The 19,347-nt window shown below is 53.5% G+C and carries 14 protein-coding genes; 6 read left to right on the top strand and 8 right to left on the bottom strand.

What is annotated here, in order from left to right; translation table 11 throughout:
- The first annotated feature begins 100 nt into the window (after nucleotides 1-100).
- Nucleotides 101-2,209: a ferrioxamine B receptor FoxA gene (foxA, locus tag HVZ52_RS17865; protein ID WP_181598546.1), complete on the top strand. Its 2,109-nt coding sequence runs from the start codon at nucleotides 101-103 to the stop codon at nucleotides 2,207-2,209.
- A 106-nt stretch (nucleotides 2,210-2,315) separates the two neighbouring features.
- Here the strand turns inward: foxA and HVZ52_RS17860 are convergent, their stop codons facing one another.
- The 4 genes from HVZ52_RS17860 to HVZ52_RS17845 all read right to left on the bottom strand — a co-directional run bounded on the left by HVZ52_RS17860 (nucleotide 2,316) and on the right by HVZ52_RS17845 (nucleotide 6,423).
- Nucleotides 2,316-2,825: a hypothetical protein gene (locus HVZ52_RS17860; RefSeq protein WP_249417941.1), complete on the bottom strand. Its 510-nt coding sequence runs from the start codon at nucleotides 2,823-2,825 to the stop codon at nucleotides 2,316-2,318.
- A 183-nt stretch (nucleotides 2,826-3,008) separates the two neighbouring features.
- Nucleotides 3,009-4,103, bottom strand: coding sequence for a 4Fe-4S binding protein (locus HVZ52_RS17855; protein WP_181598544.1), 1,095 nt, complete (start codon nucleotides 4,101-4,103; stop codon nucleotides 3,009-3,011).
- Nucleotides 4,104-4,322: 219 nt separating this feature from the next.
- A complete protein-coding gene (locus tag HVZ52_RS17850; RefSeq protein ID WP_016151942.1) occupies nucleotides 4,323-5,711 on the bottom strand; it encodes a diguanylate cyclase in 1,389 nt (462 codons plus the stop codon).
- A gap of 79 nt (nucleotides 5,712-5,790) precedes the next feature.
- Nucleotides 5,791-6,423 (bottom strand): LysE family transporter, encoded by a 633-nt coding sequence (locus tag HVZ52_RS17845; protein ID WP_016151943.1) that lies wholly within the window; start codon nucleotides 6,421-6,423, stop codon nucleotides 5,791-5,793.
- 273 nt (nucleotides 6,424-6,696) lie between these two features.
- Here HVZ52_RS17845 and yahO point away from each other — a divergent pair, with 273 nt between their 5' ends.
- On the top strand, nucleotides 6,697-6,972 hold the full coding sequence (gene yahO / locus HVZ52_RS17840) for a DUF1471 family periplasmic protein YahO (RefSeq protein ID WP_016151944.1): 276 nt from the start codon (nucleotides 6,697-6,699) through the stop codon (nucleotides 6,970-6,972).
- Nucleotides 6,973-7,004: 32 nt separating this feature from the next.
- Here yahO and prpR read toward each other — a convergent pair whose 3' ends face one another.
- The gene (prpR, locus tag HVZ52_RS17835; RefSeq protein WP_046275626.1) at nucleotides 7,005-8,615 is read right to left on the bottom strand and encodes a propionate catabolism operon regulatory protein PrpR; all 1,611 of its coding nucleotides are present in this window, start codon (nucleotides 8,613-8,615) and stop codon (nucleotides 7,005-7,007) included.
- A gap of 251 nt (nucleotides 8,616-8,866) precedes the next feature.
- On the opposite strand from prpR, the gene prpB reads away from it, so the two are divergent.
- The 4 genes from prpB (at nucleotide 8,867) to prpE (ending at nucleotide 14,413) form a co-directional block, all read left to right on the top strand.
- Nucleotides 8,867-9,748 (top strand): methylisocitrate lyase, encoded by an 882-nt coding sequence (prpB, locus tag HVZ52_RS17830; RefSeq protein ID WP_046275625.1) that lies wholly within the window; start codon nucleotides 8,867-8,869, stop codon nucleotides 9,746-9,748.
- An 80-nt stretch (nucleotides 9,749-9,828) separates the two neighbouring features.
- Nucleotides 9,829-10,998: a 2-methylcitrate synthase gene (gene prpC / locus HVZ52_RS17825; RefSeq protein ID WP_047497899.1), complete on the top strand. Its 1,170-nt coding sequence runs from the start codon at nucleotides 9,829-9,831 to the stop codon at nucleotides 10,996-10,998.
- A 37-nt stretch (nucleotides 10,999-11,035) separates the two neighbouring features.
- The gene (locus HVZ52_RS17820; protein WP_141894800.1) at nucleotides 11,036-12,487 is read left to right on the top strand and encodes a bifunctional 2-methylcitrate dehydratase/aconitate hydratase; all 1,452 of its coding nucleotides are present in this window, start codon (nucleotides 11,036-11,038) and stop codon (nucleotides 12,485-12,487) included.
- A 39-nt stretch (nucleotides 12,488-12,526) separates the two neighbouring features.
- Nucleotides 12,527-14,413 (top strand): propionate--CoA ligase, encoded by a 1,887-nt coding sequence (prpE, locus tag HVZ52_RS17815; RefSeq protein WP_016151949.1) that lies wholly within the window; start codon nucleotides 12,527-12,529, stop codon nucleotides 14,411-14,413.
- 44 nt (nucleotides 14,414-14,457) lie between these two features.
- On the opposite strand, the gene HVZ52_RS17810 is transcribed toward prpE, so the two are convergent.
- The 3 genes from HVZ52_RS17810 to HVZ52_RS17800 form a co-directional block, all read right to left on the bottom strand.
- On the bottom strand, nucleotides 14,458-14,730 hold the full coding sequence (locus HVZ52_RS17810; protein WP_016151950.1) for a YceK/YidQ family lipoprotein: 273 nt from the start codon (nucleotides 14,728-14,730) through the stop codon (nucleotides 14,458-14,460).
- Nucleotides 14,731-14,885: 155 nt separating this feature from the next.
- A complete protein-coding gene (locus HVZ52_RS17805) occupies nucleotides 14,886-16,139 on the bottom strand; it encodes an MFS transporter (RefSeq protein ID WP_046275623.1) in 1,254 nt (417 codons plus the stop codon).
- 52 nt (nucleotides 16,140-16,191) lie between these two features.
- Nucleotides 16,192-19,275, bottom strand: a complete 3,084-nt coding sequence (locus HVZ52_RS17800) for a beta-galactosidase (protein ID WP_181598543.1) — start codon at nucleotides 19,273-19,275, stop codon at nucleotides 16,192-16,194.
- Nucleotides 19,276-19,347: the final 72 nt, after the last annotated feature.

Below are 19,347 nucleotides of genomic sequence, written 5' to 3'. Positions count from 1 at the left end.
CGTGCCTTCCCGACAATTTGGCACTGCGCATAGGCAACCTGGCATCCTGCATAGCTATCTCTGTTAGCAAAAAGGTAATAATTCTCACTTACAATTAGACATGCCTTTGGAGATATTCATGTTCGCGAAGACTCGGTTGGCGCTAGTGGTGGGATGGGTGACCGGTAGCGTGGCTTTTCCACTGCTGGCGCAGGAAACAACAAAAAACGATACGGTGGTTGTCACCTCGCAAATGCAAAGCGGGGCCACGAAGCTCGCCACGCCGGATATTGAAACGCCTCAGTCGGTATCGATCATTACCCGTGAACAGTTTGAAGAGCAGGGCGCAACCAGCGTGCGCCAGGCCGTGAGCTATACGCCGGGGGTGTACAGCAATCAGATTGGTGCCTCCAACCGCTTTGACTATATTGTGCTGCGTGGTTTCTCGGATGGTAGCCTGGACAACGTCTATCTGGATGGCCTGAAGATGATGGGGGACACCAACTCACACAGCTCGCTGGTGGTTGATCCGTGGTTCCTCGAAGATATCGAAGTAGTACGCGGCCCGGCTTCCGTACTGTATGGCCGTTCTTCTCCGGGCGGTATTGTCGCGCTGACATCACGTAAGCCGTCGTTTGATGCTGGCGGAGAAGTGAAACTGTTTGCTGGCAACAATAACCAGCGCGGCGCGGCGTTTGACGTCACCGGGGCGCTGGATGATAACGATCGCGTGGCGGCACGACTGAGTGGAATGACGCGTTACGCAGACTCGCAGTTTGGTCCATTGAAAGAAGAACGTTATGCGCTGATGCCCAGCCTGACCTGGCGCATCACCGACCAGACGCGTCTGGATCTGATGGCTTATCTGCACCGTGACCCGGAAGGCGGAAGCCACTCCGGTCTGCCGTATGACGGCACCGTGGTTCCACATTACGGGCAAAAGATCTCCAACACCTTTTACGAAGGCGAGGATGATTACGACAAATACGATCGCCGTGAAAACATGGTGGGCTACAACGTTGAGCACCTGTTTGATAACGGCTGGTCGGTGCGGCAAAAACTGCGCTACCTGCATACCGACGTTGAGCTGAATCAGGTGTATGCGGCAGGCTGGCTGAATGAAACCGAGCTTAACCGCGGCTACTCCGGCTCCGATGAAAAAATGTCAGCGATTACGCTGGATAACCAACTCGACGGCAGCTTTGATACCTGGCAGGTCAACCACCGTGTGCTGGTGGGGATCGATTATCAGGATCGCAGCAATAATACCACCGGTTACTACGGTGCATTCCCGCCGATTGACGCCTTTAACCCGGTATACGGCGCGCAGCCTGATTACATCAACATGTATGCGCGTGAGAAGCACAAGCTGCGCCAGACAGGCTACTATTTGCAGGATCAGATGTCATGGGATCGCTGGCGTATTACGCTCGGCGGTCGCTACGATCAGGTCAGCGTTTCTAACATTGATAAGATCAACGATACCCGTAGCGATCTGGACAAAAACAACTTCAGCACCCGTGCTGCGCTGCTCTATTTGTTCGATAACGGCTTTGCGCCGTATGTGAGTTATTCCACCGCCTTTACGCCAACCAGCTTTGCCGATGAGAACGGCAATTTGCTGGATCCGATGAAAGGCAAGCAGTGGGAAGCCGGGCTGAAATATGAGCCGGAAGGACTCAACAGTCAGTTCAGCGCGTCGGTATTCCGTATCAATCAGACGAATATTGCCACCAAAGAAGAGCCGACCGATCCGTACCGCTCGATTGGGGAAATTGAGTCTGAAGGGGTGGAACTGGAGGCCATTAGCCAATTGACGGAGAACTTCCGTCTGCAGGCGGCGTATACCTATACCGACATTCGCTATAAGAAAAGCAGCCCGGAAGAGCAGGGTAAGCGTGCAGTGTACGCGCCGCGTAACCAGGCCAGTACCTGGCTGAGCTACGATGTGAAAAGCGGTCCGCTGGATGGCCTGACGCTGGGCTCAGGCGTGCGTTATGTCAACGGTATTGCCAGCGATCGCCTGAATACTCACACTCTGCCGTCCTACACGCTGGTGGATATGGCAATTGGCTACGACTTAACGAATATCGGTATTAAAGGGTTGAGCGCTCAGTTGAACGTCAACAACCTGACCGACAAGCGCTACGTTGCAGCTTGTAATTCGCTCTCATACTGCTACTTCGGTGCCGAGCGCAGCATTGTCGGCAGCGTTTCATGGAAGTTCTGAGTATCGTTTTTTAGCCGGATGGCGGCGCTGGCGTCTTATCAAGCCTACAGATGCGTGCAAATTGTAGGCCTGATAAGCGCAGCGCCATCAGGCTGGGGGATTGCGGTTATTGTGTAAAACCGTTTTGCATACAAATCTGTGCGCTGGTTCTCAGGGTAAAGGCGACTTTGTCTGGGTACTGGCTGTAATAGTTATGCTCTTCTTCCAACCCTTTCGCCTGCGCCAGACGTACCGTTTCCAGCGAGCAGGTACGATAGATCAGGTCTTTATTCATATTGGTCTGCTTTTCACGCTGTTTATCTGCGGACAGCGCCAGCCAGCTCTCGGACAGCGAGTAATCGTAGACCACCCGGTTTCCTTTCGCCTGCACATTTTCAATGGTAATGAATTCGTCGATTTTCAGTCTTGGTTGCCCACGCATTTTTTTCTTATCTTCTGCGGCGGCATATTGGGCCAGCGCATTAATATCCATGATTGCTATTTTCTGTTTATAGATATCGACATAAGCGGCGGGCTGCTGATAACGCTGAGCGTAAGCGTTTCTTAATTCTCCATCGCTCACCGTACAACCCGCCAGAAACAGAGGTAAAAGCAGCGCCAGTTTTATTTTAGTCATGATGTTATCCCGTTCATTATTGTGGTCCCAGTCGCCCATAACATAATAAAAAAATGATTACGGGTGATATTTAAGGTTGTATAAACGGGGACACGATGACACAAGTTCAATAGTCTTAAAATGGCGTTACAGGCAGGAAACCCTGCCAGAATTGGCAGGGGTTTTGAACATACTGGTAAAGAATTAATGGCCGATCATTTTTGCTTTCGGGATCAACTGGAAATACAGGTGATCCGGCACCGGCGTATCCCAGACATTGGCATATACCGCATAACCAATGGTGGCAAACAGAATCCCCAGCACCAGTATTGTCATGGCAACACCCGACAGTGCCGTTTGTCGCCATAACGCTTTACCGCTGCCTTTTACACCCGGCGGTGTCTGCAGGGAAAAGCTCAATGTTGAAGCCACCGGGCAGGATTCAACACAGGTCATGCAGCCAGTGCATTCCACAGTACGCACCTGAATCAGTCTGTCGACCGGGATTTTCGATGGGCAATTTTTCGCGCATTTCCCGCAATCAATGCAACTGTCGGCGTTGCGGCGGATTTTAAACGGCGAGAACAGCGAGAACAGACCAAGTAGTGCGCCGTAAGGACACAGATAACGACACCAGGCGTTGCGAATAAACAGGCTCAGGAGGCTGATAACCACCACGGAGATGAGCGTGGCGGAGCCAATATGGCGAAAGAAATCGAGCATCTTCACATCGATGATGATTCCATAGGCTGACGTCAGAAAGTACTGAATCCCCTGGGCGGGCATCGACAGGGCGATATACAAGAAAAACCCCAGCAGCAGATACTTCAGGCTGAGCAGCGGGATATCCAGCCAGCGCGGCAGCGTAAAGTTACGACCGAATAATTTTCTCCCCAGATTACCGAGCAGTTCGGAAAGCGTCCCCACTGGGCATAACCATGAACAGAAAGCTTTTTTTAACAACAGGCTAATCAGGATAAACGCAACTAACAGCAGCATAGAGGCGGCATGGATGGGCGGAAGAAAACCGGTCTCTAGCGTATAGCGGAAATTCATCAAACCCGCTATCGGCAGCCATCCCTCAATACCGCCGGGCCTTGGAATATAAACGCTGGTGCCGGCGGTTTCGAAATAGTGGACCCAATACCAGAACGCCACGCCAATATAAATATTGATAGCCAGCAGGAGAAACTGGGTGGCTTTTCGCCAGCTGCTGGCGTTGCGCCAGTCATTCCACGGCAGTTTGCCCCCGGTCGTGCCTGGGCGGCGCTGCCAGCGCATTCTCATCTTCCCGTTCATGGTTTTATAGTATCCCTCATATTTCCCCTTCTGCATTCAGAAGGCGTCATCACCGGGATATGCTAGCGCTATTCAGATTTGGTGTATTTGATTTGCATCTTATTACGCGGCTGTTATTTTCTTCATGCCAATATGCCTGAAAAATAATAACAGCCCGATATTTATCACAGGTCAGATAAATACCCTGAACGGGGTATTTATTTCTCTGCTGGGCAACGATTATTCCTGATAAACCTCAACGCGGTCGCGGCCATTACTTTTCGCCAGATAAAGTGCGCGATCGGCTTTATCAACCAACTGTTTATAGTCGGGATGATAGTCATATTCGGCAATACCAATACTGACGGTAATAGAAAACGTTTCTGTCGCTGAGGCTGCCATGCGCATCTCGGCAATTTTCATACGCAGCGTTTCCAGAATAATACTGGCCTGTGTTTCATCTGACTCGACGAGCAGAATCATAAATTCTTCGCCACCGTAGCGGAACACGTAATCGCTGCTGCGGATATGATCGTAAATGACCGCCGCGACGTTTTTGAGCGTCAGATCGCCAGTATTATGCCCGAAGTTATCGTTAATTTGCTTGAAGTAGTCGATATCCAGCATCGCCAGGGTAAAAGGCTTACGCGTATGTAACGCCAGCGAGATCTCGCGCCGCATGATAGTCGGAATAAAGCGGCGATTAAGCAACTGGGTCAGCGAATCTTTACCATTTTCCTGCTTAACCAGCGCGTCGAACATTGAGGCGAGCAGGAAATGGATTTTTGCCGATAGCTGGCGTACATCCTGCAATAAGCTCATCCGCTCGGGTTCTGTCGGCTGATGCTGATGCGACAGGGTTGTTGTCAGACGACTGTCGATCTCTGCAATCAGTGATTCCATCTTATTCAGCAGATTGCTGTTGCCGAGGATATGTTTTCCCTTATGTGATAACCACATACCGAAGTCAGAATTCGCCAGAAACACCATCTCACCGAAAGGCATTCCGGTGGCGATGTTATAGATAAACTGGTTTTCCCAGTCGGTAAACGAACGGATTTGCCGCTCGCGCTCGACGTTAACGTCATCGTAAATAGTCTGTAGACGGTACTGCTCCTGCGTGTGCATAGAGTTTTGAAAACTGGGGGAATAGGAGACCGTCATGGCCTCCAGCGCAGTATCCATTGCCAGACTGCTGAAACAGATAGCATCGCTCAGCAAGGCGGGAGTGGAATCTGCCTTTGTTTTTAACACCCTGTACAGCTCATCTTTCAGCTTGCGCGCGCCGCGGTTAACCAGATCGATGGGCAGGCCGATACGGGCATGCACCACACCAATTTTGCGCTGTTTGGCCAGCAGTTGTGAGAGATCTTCGTGGGCGCTGCCAAGTACGCTGCGCAGCCAGTCAAACATGCTGCCGCTGAGGCGGGTACTGACCTGTTCTGTATTGAGGAACAATGCGCTCTCCGCATGGGAGAGCATATAGTCATAAAAAACGGTTACTAAATGGCGGATCTCTTCATCGCTTAACGATGTCAGGAGTGTGTGAACTTCAGGCGATGTTTGACGTAACAGCGCCTGCCATTCTGTAAGGAGTAATGTGTCGTTTACCGGTTCAACCTGTTCCATCTTACTGCCACTCAACGTGCGATTAAAAATTCAGGCGGTATTACGGACAATTACCTCACGATGGTCAAGCTAAACTCTCTTATCGATGGCTAATACCTTCATAAATAAGCCTGAGCGCGAAGACACCAATAATGGCGCCAATCACCCGGCTGGCAACCCGTTGGATTCGGCCATACGCACGGCGCACGGCGGGCAACGAAAACGCCTGGCTGAGAAAAATACGCCAGATAACGGAAGACAACACAATGCCGGCCCAGGCCATCAACCTCGCCCACGTTGGCGTGTCTGCGCTTAAGGTGACCGAGAAGATACTAATAAAAAACAGCACGGTTTGCGGATTAGATAAATCCGTTAATAACCCGCGGCGGAAAAACACATACCAGGGGGCGGAAAGCGGCTGCTGTAGCGTTGGCATTTGCGGTGTAGCCTGATGCCGGATGCTGTTCCAGGCGAACCACAGCAGATAGGCGCCGCCGACAATCTTAATCAACGAAAAAATCTCTTCACACTGAGTGATAAGCGTCGCCATGCCAAAGAGCCCGAGGCCGGAGTAGAACGCATCGCCTAAGGCGACGCCCAGACCGGTTATCACGCCCGCGCGTCGCCCTGACGCCAGGCTGGTTTGCACCACCACAAACAGGTTCGCGCCGGGGTTAAAAAAAGTTAAAACAAACAGGCTGACGGTGAGTACGACGGCGTGCAGAGGTTCCATAGACAACAATTCCTCAGATTCTCATAAAGTTAACACTATAATTTCAGTGCGCTGTCTGTTCTGAGGATCAACTCACACTGGCTATTGAAACTTTGAACAGGTTGACGCGCTGCTACCCGGTGACCGGTTTTTTCTGCGCCGCAAAATCTCTATATATTCCTGCTGAATGTGGATTTTTTATCCAGGCTGGACTAGTTATTAATCATCCTTGAATCGCGTTATGTAATGTTCAGGGATCGATGATGGCGTAATAACAAAACCTGGAGCTGGTCTATGAAAACTGGAATTAAAGTACTTATTGGTGCATTAGCTTTTGTCGTGACCAACGCATATGCCGCGGAATTTATGACAAAACTTGAATTTGAAAAGGTTGAGTCGCAGTACACAAAAATCGGTGATATCTCAACGAGTAATGAAGTTTCTGTCTCAGACGCTAAAGAAGAGCTGCTGAAGAAAGCAGAAGAGAAAGGGGCCGATGTGGTGGTATTAACCTCCGGTCAAACGGATAATAAAATCCATGGCACAGCCAATATCTACAAGAAAAAATAATACGCTACTGTAAAAATCGCGATACCCGCCGGTCATTGTATCGGCGGGTTTTCTTTTAATCTGCGCCAGAAGGTGGTTCGGCTTACCCCGAGATATCGTGCAGCCGCGGTTTTATCGCCATTGAATTGCGCCAGCACCTGCTGTGGCGTCAGCGATGAGGATACCTGTGGCGCGTCAGCAGCAACGGCCAGTTCCGGTAACAACTGCTGCAGGAATTGTACGTTCAGCTCCGGCTGCGGCTCGACGCTTAAAAACAGCGCCAGGCGCTCCATCATATTACGCAGTTCACGGATATTCCCAGGCCAGCCATAATTCAGTAACGTCGGTTGACTCAGACCCAGCCCCTTGCGCACAGGTTCAGAAAACGGCACCTCCAGTTCCGCCAGCGACTGTTTTAAAAAGCCTTCCGCCAGCGGCAGGATATCGGGCAATCGCTCGCGTAGCGGCGGTAGCGTGAGGCGCAAAATACTCAGGCGATAAAACAGATCGGTGCGAAATTCTCCCTGTTTTATCTCCTGCTCCAGATGACAGTGGGTGGCGCTAATCACCCGTACATCGACCGGAATCGGCTGATGTCCACCGACCCGGGTGACCTCTTTTTCTTCCAGTACGCGCAACAGTCGGGTTTGTAACGGCAGCGGCATTTCGCCTATCTCATCAAGAAACAGCGTTCCGCCGTGGGCGATTTCAAACAGGCCCGCGCGTCCTCCCCGACGGGAGCCGGTAAAGGCGCCATCCTCATAGCCGAACAGTTCCGCTTCCAGTAATGATTCGGTGATTGCCCCGCAGTTGACAGCAACAAACGGCGGCGAAGGTTTACCGCGCCGGTTCTCCTGACGGGTGAAAAACTCACGATGAATTGCCTGCGCCGCCAGTTCTTTGCCCGTGCCTGTTTCGCCCTGAATCAGCACCGGCGCACGCGAACGGGCATAAAGCATAATGGTGTGCCGCACCTGTTCCATCTGTGCCGAGTGACCGCGCATATCCCCCAGCGCATAGCGGGTGCGCAGCGTATCGCCGGAAACGTACGGACCGTTTCTGCGCAGCGTCAGACGAGTCATATCGAGCGCATCGACAAAGGCCTGGCGCACGGTGGCCGCCGAATAGATAAAGATGCCGGTCATGCCTGCTTCTTCAGCCAGGTCGGTAATCAACCCCGCGCCGACGACCGCCTGCGTGCCGCTGGCCTTCAGCTCGTTGATTTGCCCACGGGCATCTTCTTCCGTGATATAGCTGCGCTGTTCAAGCTGCAAATTGAAGGTTTTTTGAAAAGCGAGCAGCGCGGGGAGGGTTTCCTGATAGGTAATGACGCCAATCGACGAGGTGAGCTTTCCTGCTTTGGCCAGCGCCTGTAGCACGTCAAACCCGCTGGGTTTAATCAGGATCACCGGAATCGATAAACGGCTTTTCAGATACGCCCCGTTGGAACCCGCGGCAATGATGGCATCACAACGCTCGGTGGCTAACTTCTTGCGGATATACGTCACCGCTTTTTCAAAACCAAGCTGAATAGGGGTGATGGTTGCCAGGTGGTCGAACTCCAGGCTGATGTCGCGAAACAGTTCGAACAGGCGCGTGACCGAAACGGTCCAGATAACCGGTTTGTCGTCGTTCACCCGCGGCGGAAGATGCGTATCAGCCATAACCATCCTAAAAAGTAAGGCACCGAGTATTAGGGTTTAGTTGTGTTTCATTAATGTTGCAATGAAACGTGAAGGAACGTTTCATGAAACGATAGCTGACACGCTTTTGTGCAACAAAGATACAAGGATTTAATTTAATATATTGTTTTTAAAGGTAAATATATAAAATAATTAAAAATTAAGGTCTTTGGCATACCCCTTGCTTTAAATAAATCAACGAACGATAACAAGTTGATAACAAAGGACGGGATATGTCTCTACACTCCCCAGGGCAGGCGTTTCGCGCCGCGCTCAGCAAAGAAAACCCATTACAAATCGTTGGCACCATCAACGCCAACCACGCTCTGCTGGCCCAACGCGCCGGATATCAGGCGATTTATCTCTCCGGCGGCGGCGTCGCGGCTGGGTCTCTGGGTCTGCCGGATCTTGGTATTTCTACCCTTGATGATGTGCTAACCGATATTCGCCGTATTACTGATGTTTGCCCGCTGCCATTGCTGGTGGATGCGGATATCGGTTTTGGATCGTCAGCCTTCAACGTGGCGCGGACCGTGAAGTCGATTTCCAAAGCCGGTGCCGCCGCGCTGCATATTGAAGATCAGATCGGCGCCAAACGCTGCGGTCATCGCCCGAACAAGGCGATCGTCTCGAAAGAAGAGATGGTCGACAGGATCCGCGCTGCCGTCGATGCGCGTACCGATCCCAACTTTGTGATCATGGCGCGGACCGATGCATTGGCGGTGGAAGGGTTAGAGGCCGCCATCGATCGTGCCCAGGCGTACGTCGAAGCAGGCGCGGATATGTTGTTCCCGGAAGCCATTACCGAGCTTGCCATGTACCGTCAGTTTGCCGATGCGGTACAGGTGCCGATCCTCGCCAACATTACCGAATTTGGCGCTACGCCACTGTTCACCACTGATGAACTGCGCAGCGCGAACGTCGCGATGGCGCTGTATCCACTGTCGGCCTTCCGCGCCATGAACCGCGCTGCGGAAAAGGTTTACAACGTGCTGCGCCAGGAAGGAACGCAAAAGAGCGTTGTCGACATTATGCAGACGCGCAACGAGCTGTACGAAAGCATCAATTACTACCAGTTCGAAGAGAAACTCGACGCGTTGTATACCAAGAAGTAACCGTCGTAGGCCGGATAAGGCGTAGTCGCCATCCGGCAATAAATTTGTACCCTACATATTATAAAAATGACGAGGACAACATGAGCGACACAACGATCCTGCAAAATAGTACCCATGTCATTAAACCTAAAAAATCGGTTGCGCTGTCAGGCGTCGCAGCCGGAAATACCGCGCTGTGTACCGTAGGCAAAAGCGGTAACGACCTGCACTATCGCGGCTACGATATTCTCGACCTGGCGCAGCAGTGTGAATTTGAAGAAGTCGCGCACCTGCTGATCCACGGGAAATTGCCCACCCGTGATGAGCTCACCGCCTATAAAATCAAATTAAAAGCGCTGCGCGGACTGCCCGCAAACGTGCGTACCGTCCTGGAAGCGCTGCCTGCTGCCTCGCACCCGATGGACGTGATGCGCACCGGCGTCTCCGCGCTGGGCTGTACGTTGCCGGAAAAAGAAGGGCATACCGTCTCCGGCGCACGCGATATTGCTGACAAGCTGCTGGCATCGCTCAGTTCTATTCTCCTGTACTGGTATCACTACAGCCATAACGGCGAGCGTATTCAGCCGGAAACTGACGATGATTCCATTGGTGGACACTTCCTGCATCTGCTGCATGGCGAAAAGCCGTCGCGAAGCTGGGAAAAAGCGATGCATATTTCGCTGGTGCTGTACGCCGAACACGAATTCAACGCCTCCACCTTCACCAGCCGCGTGATTGCAGGGACCGGATCCGATATGTATTCCGCGATTATCGGCGCGATTGGCGCACTGCGTGGTCCGAAACACGGCGGGGCGAATGAAGTATCGCTGGAGATCCAACAGCGCTACGAAACGCCAGACGAAGCGGAAGCGGATATCCGTAAACGCGTTGAAAACAAAGAAGTGGTGATTGGCTTTGGTCATCCGGTTTACACCATCGCCGACCCGCGCCATCAGGTGATAAAGCGCGTGGCGAAACAGCTTTCTCAGGAAGGCGGTTCGCTGAAAATGTACAACATCGCCGACCGTCTGGAAGACGTGATGTGGGAAACGAAAAAGATGTTCCCCAACCTCGACTGGTTCTCGGCAGTCTCCTACAACATGATGGGCGTCCCGACCGAAATGTTCACACCGCTGTTTGTCATCGCCCGCGTCACCGGCTGGGCGGCGCACATCATTGAACAGCGCCAGGACAACAAAATTATCCGTCCTTCCGCCAATTACACCGGCCCGGAAGATCGTGTCTTTGTCGCGATAGATCAGCGTTGCTAATACAAAACCTCTAAATATAAAAACAGGAACCCTTGTTATGTCTGCACATATTTCGAACGTCCGCCCGGAATTTGACCGTGAAATCGTTGATATCGTTGATTACGTCATGAATTACGAGATCACTTCGACGGTAGCGTATGACACCGCGCATTATTGCCTGCTTGATACCTTAGGCTGCGGCCTGGAAGCGCTGGAATATCCGGCCTGTAAAAAACTGCTGGGGCCGGTAGTCCCAGGGACTGTGGTGCCGAACGGCGTGCGCGTTCCGGGCACCCAGTTCCAGCTCGACCCGGTGCAGGCGGCGTTTAACATCGGCGCGATGATCCGCTGGCTGGACTTTAACGACACCTGGCTGGCCGCGGAATGGGGGCATCCTTCCGATAACCTCGGCGGCATTCTGGCTACGGCTGACTGGCTGTCACGCAATGCGGTAGCGGTGGGGAAAGCGCCGTTAACCATGAAAAAAGTGCTCACCGGAATGATTAAAGCCCATGAAATTCAGGGCTGCATCGCGCTGGAAAACTCTTTTAACCGCGTCGGTCTCGATCACGTACTGCTGGTCAAAGTGGCCTCCACGGCGGTGGTCGCCGAGATGCTTGGCCTGAACCGGGATGAAATCCTCAACGCCGTGTCGCTGGCGTGGGTTGACGGGCAGTCGCTGCGTACCTATCGCCATGCGCCAAATACCGGCACGCGTAAATCCTGGGCAGCTGGCGATGCAACTTCGCGCGCGGTACGTCTGGCGCTGATGGCGAAAACCGGTGAGATGGGGTATCCGTCTGCGCTGACGGCGAAAACCTGGGGCTTTTATGACGTCTCTTTCAAAGGCGAATCGTTCCGCTTCCAGCGCTCGTACGGCTCTTATGTGATGGAAAACGTGCTGTTTAAAATCTCCTTCCCGGCCGAGTTCCACTCGCAGACTGCGGTAGAGGCGGCGATGACGCTGTACGAGCAGCTACAGGCTGCAGGGAAAACGGCGGCGGATATCGAAAAAGTGACCATTCGTACGCACGAAGCCTGTATCCGCATCATCGATAAAAAAGGCCCGCTGAATAACCCGGCGGATCGCGATCACTGCATCCAGTATATGGTCGCCATTCCGCTGCTGTTCGGGCGTTTAACCGCGGCAGATTATGAAGACGGCGTGGCGCAGGACAAACGCATTGATGCCCTGCGCGAGAAGATCAACTGCTTTGAAGATCCGGCCTTTACAGCCGATTACCACGATCCTGAAAAACGCGCCATCGCGAATGCCATCACCCTGGAATTCACCGACGGATCACGTTTTGAAGAAGTGGTGGTGGAGTACCCAATCGGCCACGCTCGCCGTCGTAACGACGGGATGCCGAAGCTGGTCGAGAAGTTCAAAATCAACCTGGCGCGTCAGTTCCCGACCCGTCAGCAGCAGCGCATTCTGGATGTCTCCCTGGACAGAACTCGCCTGGAGCAGATGCCGGTCAATGAGTATATGGATTTGTTTGTTATCTGAAACCCGACTCATCAGGCGTAAGTTCAACAGGAGAGCATTATGTCTTATAGCGAGTTTTATCAACGTTCTATTACGCAGCCGGAGTCGTTCTGGGCCGAGCAGGCCCAGCGTATTGACTGGCAGCAGCCGTATACGCAGATACTGGACCACAGCAATCCGCCGTTTGCCCGCTGGTTTTGCGGCGGGACGACCAATCTGTGCCATAACGCCATCGACCGCTGGCTGGAGAAACAGCCCGAGGCGCTGGCGCTGATTGCTGTGTCATCAGAAACCGAAGAAGAACGCACGTTTACCTTTCGTCAGTTGTATGACGAAGTGAATGTTGTGGCAGCGATGCTGTTGTCGCTCGGCGTACAGCGCGGGGATCGGGTACTAGTTTATATGCCGATGATCGCCGAAGCGCACATTACGCTGCTGGCCTGCGCACGCATTGGGGCGATCCATTCGGTGGTGTTCGGTGGTTTTGCTTCGCACAGCGTGGCGGCGCGCATCGACGACGCCCGACCGGTGGTTATCGTTTCGGCGGATGCCGGGGCGCGCGGCGGCAAGATCCTGCCCTATAAAAAGCTACTCGATGATGCGATCGATCAGGCTCAGCATCAGCCGCGTCATGTGGTGCTGGTCGACCGCGGTCTGGCGAAAATGGCGCGGGTGGAGGGGCGTGACCTCGACTTTGCCGCGCTACGCCAACAGCATCTCGGCGCACGGGTGCCGGTTGTCTGGCTGGAGTCGAACGAAACGTCCTGCATTCTCTACACCTCCGGGACAACCGGTAAACCGAAAGGTGTCCAGCGCGACGTTGGTGGTTACGCGGTCGCGCTGGCGACCTCGATGGACACCATTTTCGGCGGCAAAGCGGGCGGCGTGTTCTTCTGCGCGTCGGATATCGGCTGGGTGGTTGGGCATTCCTATATCGTGTATGCCCCGCTGCTGGCGGGGATGGCGACGGTGGTTTACGAAGGGCTGCCAACGTATCCGGACTGCGGCGTATGGTGGAAAATTGTTGAGAAGTATCAGGTCAGCCGGATGTTCTCGGCCCCGACCGCCATCCGCGTGCTGAAAAAATTCCCGACCGCGCAAATCCGCAATCACGATCTCTCCTCGCTGGAGGTGCTGTATCTGGCGGGTGAGCCGCTGGATGAACCGACCGCCAGTTGGGTAACGGAAACGCTGGGCGTCCCGGTTATCGACAACTACTGGCAGACTGAATCCGGCTGGCCGATTATGGCTATCGCCCGCGGGCTGGACGACCGACCGTCGCGGCTGGGCAGTCCTGGCGTGCCGATGTACGGCTATAACGTGCAGTTGCTCAATGAGGTGACCGGTGAACCTTGTGCGGCGAACGAGAAGGGGATGCTGGTGATTGAAGGGCCGCTGCCGCCGGGCTGTATTCAGACTATCTGGGGGGATGACGCGCGGTTTGTGAATACCTACTGGTCGCTGTTTTCCCGCCAGGTGTACGCCACCTTTGACTGGGGCATTCGCGATGCCGATGGCTATTACTTCATTCTTGGCCGTACGGATGACGTGATCAACGTGGCCGGACACCGGCTGGGGACGCGCGAGATAGAGGAGAGTATTTCCAGCTATCCAAACGTCGCCGAAGTGGCGGTGGTCGGTGTGAAGGATGCGCTGAAAGGTCAGGTGGCGGTCGCGTTTGTTATTCCAAAACAGAGCGACAGTCTGGAAGACAGCGACATTGCCCATTCGGAAGAGAAGGCGATTATGGCGCTGGTGGACAGTCAAATTGGTAATTTTGGTCGTCCGGCGCACGTCTGGTTTGTGTCGCAGCTGCCGAAAACACGCTCCGGCAAAATGCTCAGACGGACGATTCAGGCGATCTGCGAAGGCCGCGATCCTGGCGATCTGACGACCATTGACGATCCCGCATCCTTGCAGCAAATCCGTCAGGCGATCGAGGAGTAACGTCGTGTGATGCCCGGTGGCGCAATGCTTACCGGGCCTACGTGTTAATCAACTTTCTTATACGGCCCGTGATAGTAATCAAACGGCGCATAAACCGTATCGGCCACGAACGATAACGGCACATCAACGAATAACAGCGCTAAATCGAAATAGTTATAATCGTAAGCGCCCGGGTTTTTTAGTTTATCAATATCATGGCGCATTCCCACGTAATACGTATCTGAATCCTCGCCTGCCGTGCGCGCATCAATGCTGCCACATCCTGTAAGTAATACGCTGATAAAGAGCGTTGTTACCGCAACCGTCTTTTTGCTCATGCTATGACCTGGCTTCTCGCCCCGTTTTACCATAACGATAAAAAAGCGGCGTGTTGTCCTCGGAACTTAAACCACCAGGTCAGGACTCATCGTGTGAGGATGGCACATCGAAGGCCGGATAAACCACGTGAGTGGTGTATCCGGCAAAGAGGCTTTTACAGCGTGACGCTTTCGCGACGACGCAGCAGAGAAAACGGCCCCGGTCCACTTAGGGTAAATACGGAAATCAACGTGAAGCTTAGCGCAATTATCCCCAGCACCAGATACGCCCCCTGGAAACCAATACTCTCATACATTTTTCCGGCCAGAACTGACATGAAAATCATTGCTAACTGTTTGAAGAAACAGAAGCACACCAGGTAAATTGTGGCCGAGAAGCGCACTTCAAACTGACTGGTGATGTATTTGAAGCAACCGACGATCAGGAACGGTATTTCAAACATATGCAGCGTTTTGAGAATGACGACCTCCAGCGCAGAGGTGGCGAAGGAGGAGCCGATGATCCGCACCGACATTATCGTACCGGCCAGCAGTAAGGCGTTCTTTCCGCCAATGCGGTTCACAATCAGCGGCGCAAAGAACATGATAGAGGCATTAAGTAATTCCCCCATGGTCGTGACGTAGCCAAACACACGGGTACCCTGTTCGCCGGTGGCAAAGAATGAGGTAAAGAAGTTGGCGAACTGCTGGTCAAACACATCATACGTACAGGAAACGCCGACCACGTATAGGGAGAGGAACCAGAGTTTCGGTTGTTTAAATAACTCCAGCGCCAGCTTCAGACTGAATGCTGAGTTGTTGGCGCCTACCGCATCCGCAACTTTTGCAGAAGAGGGGACATCTGTTTTTGAAAAGAGCAGCAGCAATGCCAGAATGACCGCACAGCCGGAACCTAACCAGAAGACAAACTGGTTATTGATGGTGAACATAATCCCGGCAATTGAGGCGCACAGCGCCCAGCCCACGCAGCCAAACATGCGCGCGCGACCAAATTCAAAATTGCTTCGGCGGCTGGCTTTTTCAATATAGGCTTCAATCGCCGGGGCGCCGGCATTGTAGATAAAGCCAAGGTAAATCCCGCCGACAATCGAACCCAGTAAAATATTAACCTGTAATAACGGGCCAAAGACGTAAATAAAGAACGGGGCAAACATTACCAGCATTCCGGTAATTACCCACAGCAGGTGTTTACGCAGGCCAAGCTTATCGGAAAGCAGTCCGAAAACAGGCTGGAATAATAACGAAAATAGTGAAATACAGGCGAAAATGATCCCGGTGTCACCTTTACTGATATGGTTTACATCGTGTAACCAGATAGGGAAGAAGGGGAAATAGGCACCCATAATGAAAAAGTAAAAGAAAAAGAAGAAGCCGAACATCCAAAAGTTAGTGTTTTTCAAATAATACATAATGGACTTCCTTACGATGAATGCGGGCAGGGGGGAACCTGCCCGATTATTATTATTTTTGACCCCAGACCAGCTGGTAGTGGTAGCGTCCGGCACTCAGCAGGAACTCTGGTGAAACGGAAGGACTCCAGGAGTCGTCACCGCCCACGCCCATATGGAAGCCATCAATATTGACCCAGGTACCAGCCTCCGGTTGCAGCAGATGGCGGTGGCTGGTTTCCATCAGTTGCTTCTGGCTAAAGCGGCTGATGTTGAACAGGAAGTCCCCTCGCCATTGATGCGCGCCGTAGCGTAGCTCACGCGTGTTGCAGCGCAGACCGTTTTCGCCAGGGAAAACATATGGGGTGTACATCTCATCAAGTGACAAATCCCAACGATCAAAACAGGCGGCGCTCAGGCGATCCGGGTAGTTCTCATGTGGGCCGAGACCTAACCAGTTCACCCGCTCAGCGATCTGCGCCAGTTGGCAGCTCAGGCCGATGCGGGCCGGATGTGGCGTGCCGCTGGCGACGTCGACATCCACCGTTATCTGCATTTCACCATTGCCGTCAATGCGATAGCTTTTTCGGCTGACGAACAGCGTTGCGCCCTGATACTGCCACGCATGTTCGGTGGCGATCAGTACCGCATTGCTCAGCGTGTCGGCAGCACAGTGCAGTAACGTTGCTTCGACCAGATAATGACCGGCGGCTTTCCAGCGTTCGACCCAGGCGTTAGGGTCGATGCGGGTTGACTCGCTCACGCCGATGTCGTTGTCCAGCGGCGCGCGGGTGAACTGGTCAGTAAGCGGGGTTAACAGCTGGGCTGCGTCGCCAATCCAGTACTGTGTCAGCAGGCCAGACTGACGGTCGAATTGCCAGCGCTTGTCGTTGACCTCAACAGTAAAGGTGTTTTCGCTCACGTTCAGCAGTGGTGCGGTACGGGCAATTGGCCGTGGCGCCAGGCTGAGTTTCTCTTCCAGCTTCCATTGCTGCCAGGCGCTAATGTGCCCGGCGTCTGACCATGCGGTGGCCTGAGGTTGCTCTACGCGTACCGTTAGCCATAACTGACCGGCGGTTTCCGGTAGCGGGACATCTGGCAGGGTAATCACCTGGCGACTCTGTGGGGCGATATCCAGCACGATTTCTCCGGCGGCCAGCGGGTTGCCATCCTGGGCAATCGACCAGTGCAGAACTTCGTTATCGCTGTGGCGGAACAGATATTCGCTGGTTACTTCAATCTGGCGTTTGGGTCCCGGCAGCAGCGTAAACTGGAAAAACTGCTGCACATGTTTGGCCTCGTATAATGCCGGATGCGGGGTGCGATCGGCGAACACCAGGCCGTTCATGCAAAACTGACGATCGTTAGGCGTGTCGCCAAAATCACCACCGTAGGCAGACCATGCCTTACCGTTCTCATCATATTTAATCAGCGACTGATCTACCCAGTCCCAGACAAACCCGCCCTGTAGGCGCGGAAATTGACGGAACGCTTGCCAGTATTTGGCGAAGCCGCCAAAACTGTTGCCCATGGCGTGGGCGTATTCGCAGAGGATCAGCGGACGCTGCTCGCCGGGCATCGACAGCCACTTTTTAATCGACCATTTGGGTACCGCGGGGAAGGGCTGATCCTGATCGACGCGGGCGTACATTGGGCAAATAATGTCGGTTGCCGTGGTATTTGCGCCGCCGCCTTCATACTGTACCGGACGGGACGGATCTTCTGATTTTATCCAGCGGTAGAGCGCGTCATGGTTGGTGCCATGCCCGGATTCATTGCCCAGTGACCAGATGATGATGCTCGGGTGGTTGCGATCGCGTTGCACCATGCGCGTGACGCGCTGGCTCATGGCTGGCAGCCACGCGGGATCGTCGGTGAGGCGATTCATCGGCACCATGCCGTGGGTTTCAATGTTGGCTTCGTCGACCACATACAGGCCGTAGCGATCGCACAGGGTGTACCACAATGGATGGTTCGGGTAATGGGAGCAGCGCACGGCGTTAAAGTTGTTCTGCTTCATCAGCAGAATATCCTGCACCATCGTCGCCTCGTCCATCACCTGACCGTTGACCGGATGGTGCTCATGACGGTTGGTGCCGCGAATCAACAGCGGCTTACCGTTGAGTAACAGCAGGCCGTTTTCAATACGAACCTGACGAAAGCCGACATCACAGGCTTCCGCTTCAATCAGCGCTCCGTCAGCGGTACGTAACTGGACCACAGCGCGGTACAGATTAGGCGTTTCGGCACTCCACAGCGCCGGGTTTTCGACGTTCAGACGCAGGGTAACACGATCATGATAAGCGCCGCGTTCATCAATAATTTCGCTGCCGAGCGGGGAAGTCGTTTCGTGAGTGAGCGTTTCACCGTCCCACAATTGCAGGGTGACGCGTAAATCTTCGCACTCGTTGCCCGCCACTCTGACTTCTGTTTCCAGCGTGGCGCGGCTGAAATCGTCGTTAAAACGGGTGTTAATGCGCAGGTCGCGGATTTGCGTAGTGGGCTTATGCAGCAAAGATACATCGCGAAAGATCCCGCTCATGCGCCACATGTCCTGGTCTTCCAGATAACTGCCATCGCTCCAGCGCAGCACCATCACAGCCAGGCGGTTTTCGCCTGGCAGCAGATAATCGCTAAGATCGAATTCAGACGGCAGGCGGCTGTCCTGACCGTAGCCAACCCAGCGACCGTTGCACCACAGATGAAACGCGGAATTCACCCCGTCAAAAATAATGCGCGTCTGACCTTCATCTAACCACGCGTCTTCGATACTGAATGTGAGCGAGTAACATCCTGTCGGATTCTGCGCTGGAACGTACGGGGGGTTAACCGGGATCGGGTAGGTGACGTTGGTATAAATTGGCGCGTCGTAACCGTCCATCTGCCAGTTAGAGGGGACGTTGATAGTATCAGCCTGTGGCAGATCGCTTGTCAGCCAGCTTTCCGGCACGGCCTCAGGCGCGGAAAACCAGGCGAACTGCCACTTGCCATTCAGCGAGCGTAACTGAGTTGAGCGCTGATTGGTGCGCGCATCATCCGCTGAGCGCCAGCTACAAAACGGCGGGTGCGCCTCCAGGCGGTTGAGCTGCGTGACGCCGGGATTTTCCCAGTCACGGCGGGCCAGTACAGCGGAGAGTGAATCTGTGTTCAGGTTCATAACGGTATCCTGTTTGAATTTGTTATTCGCTCACAATTTCAATCAAAATACGAATAAGCGATCCCAACTGTA

Source organism: Citrobacter sp. RHB36-C18 (genome assembly GCF_013814485.1).
In the GTDB taxonomy this organism is placed as follows: Bacteria; Pseudomonadota; Gammaproteobacteria; order Enterobacterales; family Enterobacteriaceae; genus Citrobacter; species Citrobacter braakii.
Note: the sequence above shows the minus strand (reverse complement) of the source record. Positions and strands in the feature narration are given on the sequence as shown.

Excerpts from the sequence above, each read along its gene's own strand:
- foxA (WP_181598546.1), top strand. The coding sequence starts at position 101 with ATGCCTTTGGAGATATTCATGTTCGCGAAGACTCGGTTGGCGCTAGTG.
- HVZ52_RS17860 (WP_249417941.1), bottom strand. The coding sequence starts at position 2,825 with ATGACTAAAATAAAACTGGCGCTGCTTTTACCTCTGTTTCTGGCGGGT.
- HVZ52_RS17855 (WP_181598544.1), bottom strand. The coding sequence starts at position 4,103 with ATGAACGGGAAGATGAGAATGCGCTGGCAGCGCCGCCCAGGCACGACC.
- HVZ52_RS17850 (WP_016151942.1), bottom strand. The coding sequence starts at position 5,711 with ATGGAACAGGTTGAACCGGTAAACGACACATTACTCCTTACAGAATGG.
- HVZ52_RS17845 (WP_016151943.1), bottom strand. The coding sequence starts at position 6,423 with ATGGAACCTCTGCACGCCGTCGTACTCACCGTCAGCCTGTTTGTTTTA.
- yahO (WP_016151944.1), top strand. The coding sequence starts at position 6,697 with ATGAAAACTGGAATTAAAGTACTTATTGGTGCATTAGCTTTTGTCGTG.
- prpR (WP_046275626.1), bottom strand. The coding sequence starts at position 8,615 with ATGGCTGATACGCATCTTCCGCCGCGGGTGAACGACGACAAACCGGTT.
- prpB (WP_046275625.1), top strand. The coding sequence starts at position 8,867 with ATGTCTCTACACTCCCCAGGGCAGGCGTTTCGCGCCGCGCTCAGCAAA.
- prpC (WP_047497899.1), top strand. The coding sequence starts at position 9,829 with ATGAGCGACACAACGATCCTGCAAAATAGTACCCATGTCATTAAACCT.
- HVZ52_RS17820 (WP_141894800.1), top strand. The coding sequence starts at position 11,036 with ATGTCTGCACATATTTCGAACGTCCGCCCGGAATTTGACCGTGAAATC.
- prpE (WP_016151949.1), top strand. The coding sequence starts at position 12,527 with ATGTCTTATAGCGAGTTTTATCAACGTTCTATTACGCAGCCGGAGTCG.
- HVZ52_RS17810 (WP_016151950.1), bottom strand. The coding sequence starts at position 14,730 with ATGAGCAAAAAGACGGTTGCGGTAACAACGCTCTTTATCAGCGTATTA.
- HVZ52_RS17805 (WP_046275623.1), bottom strand. The coding sequence starts at position 16,139 with ATGTATTATTTGAAAAACACTAACTTTTGGATGTTCGGCTTCTTCTTT.
- HVZ52_RS17800 (WP_181598543.1), bottom strand. The coding sequence starts at position 19,275 with ATGAACCTGAACACAGATTCACTCTCCGCTGTACTGGCCCGCCGTGAC.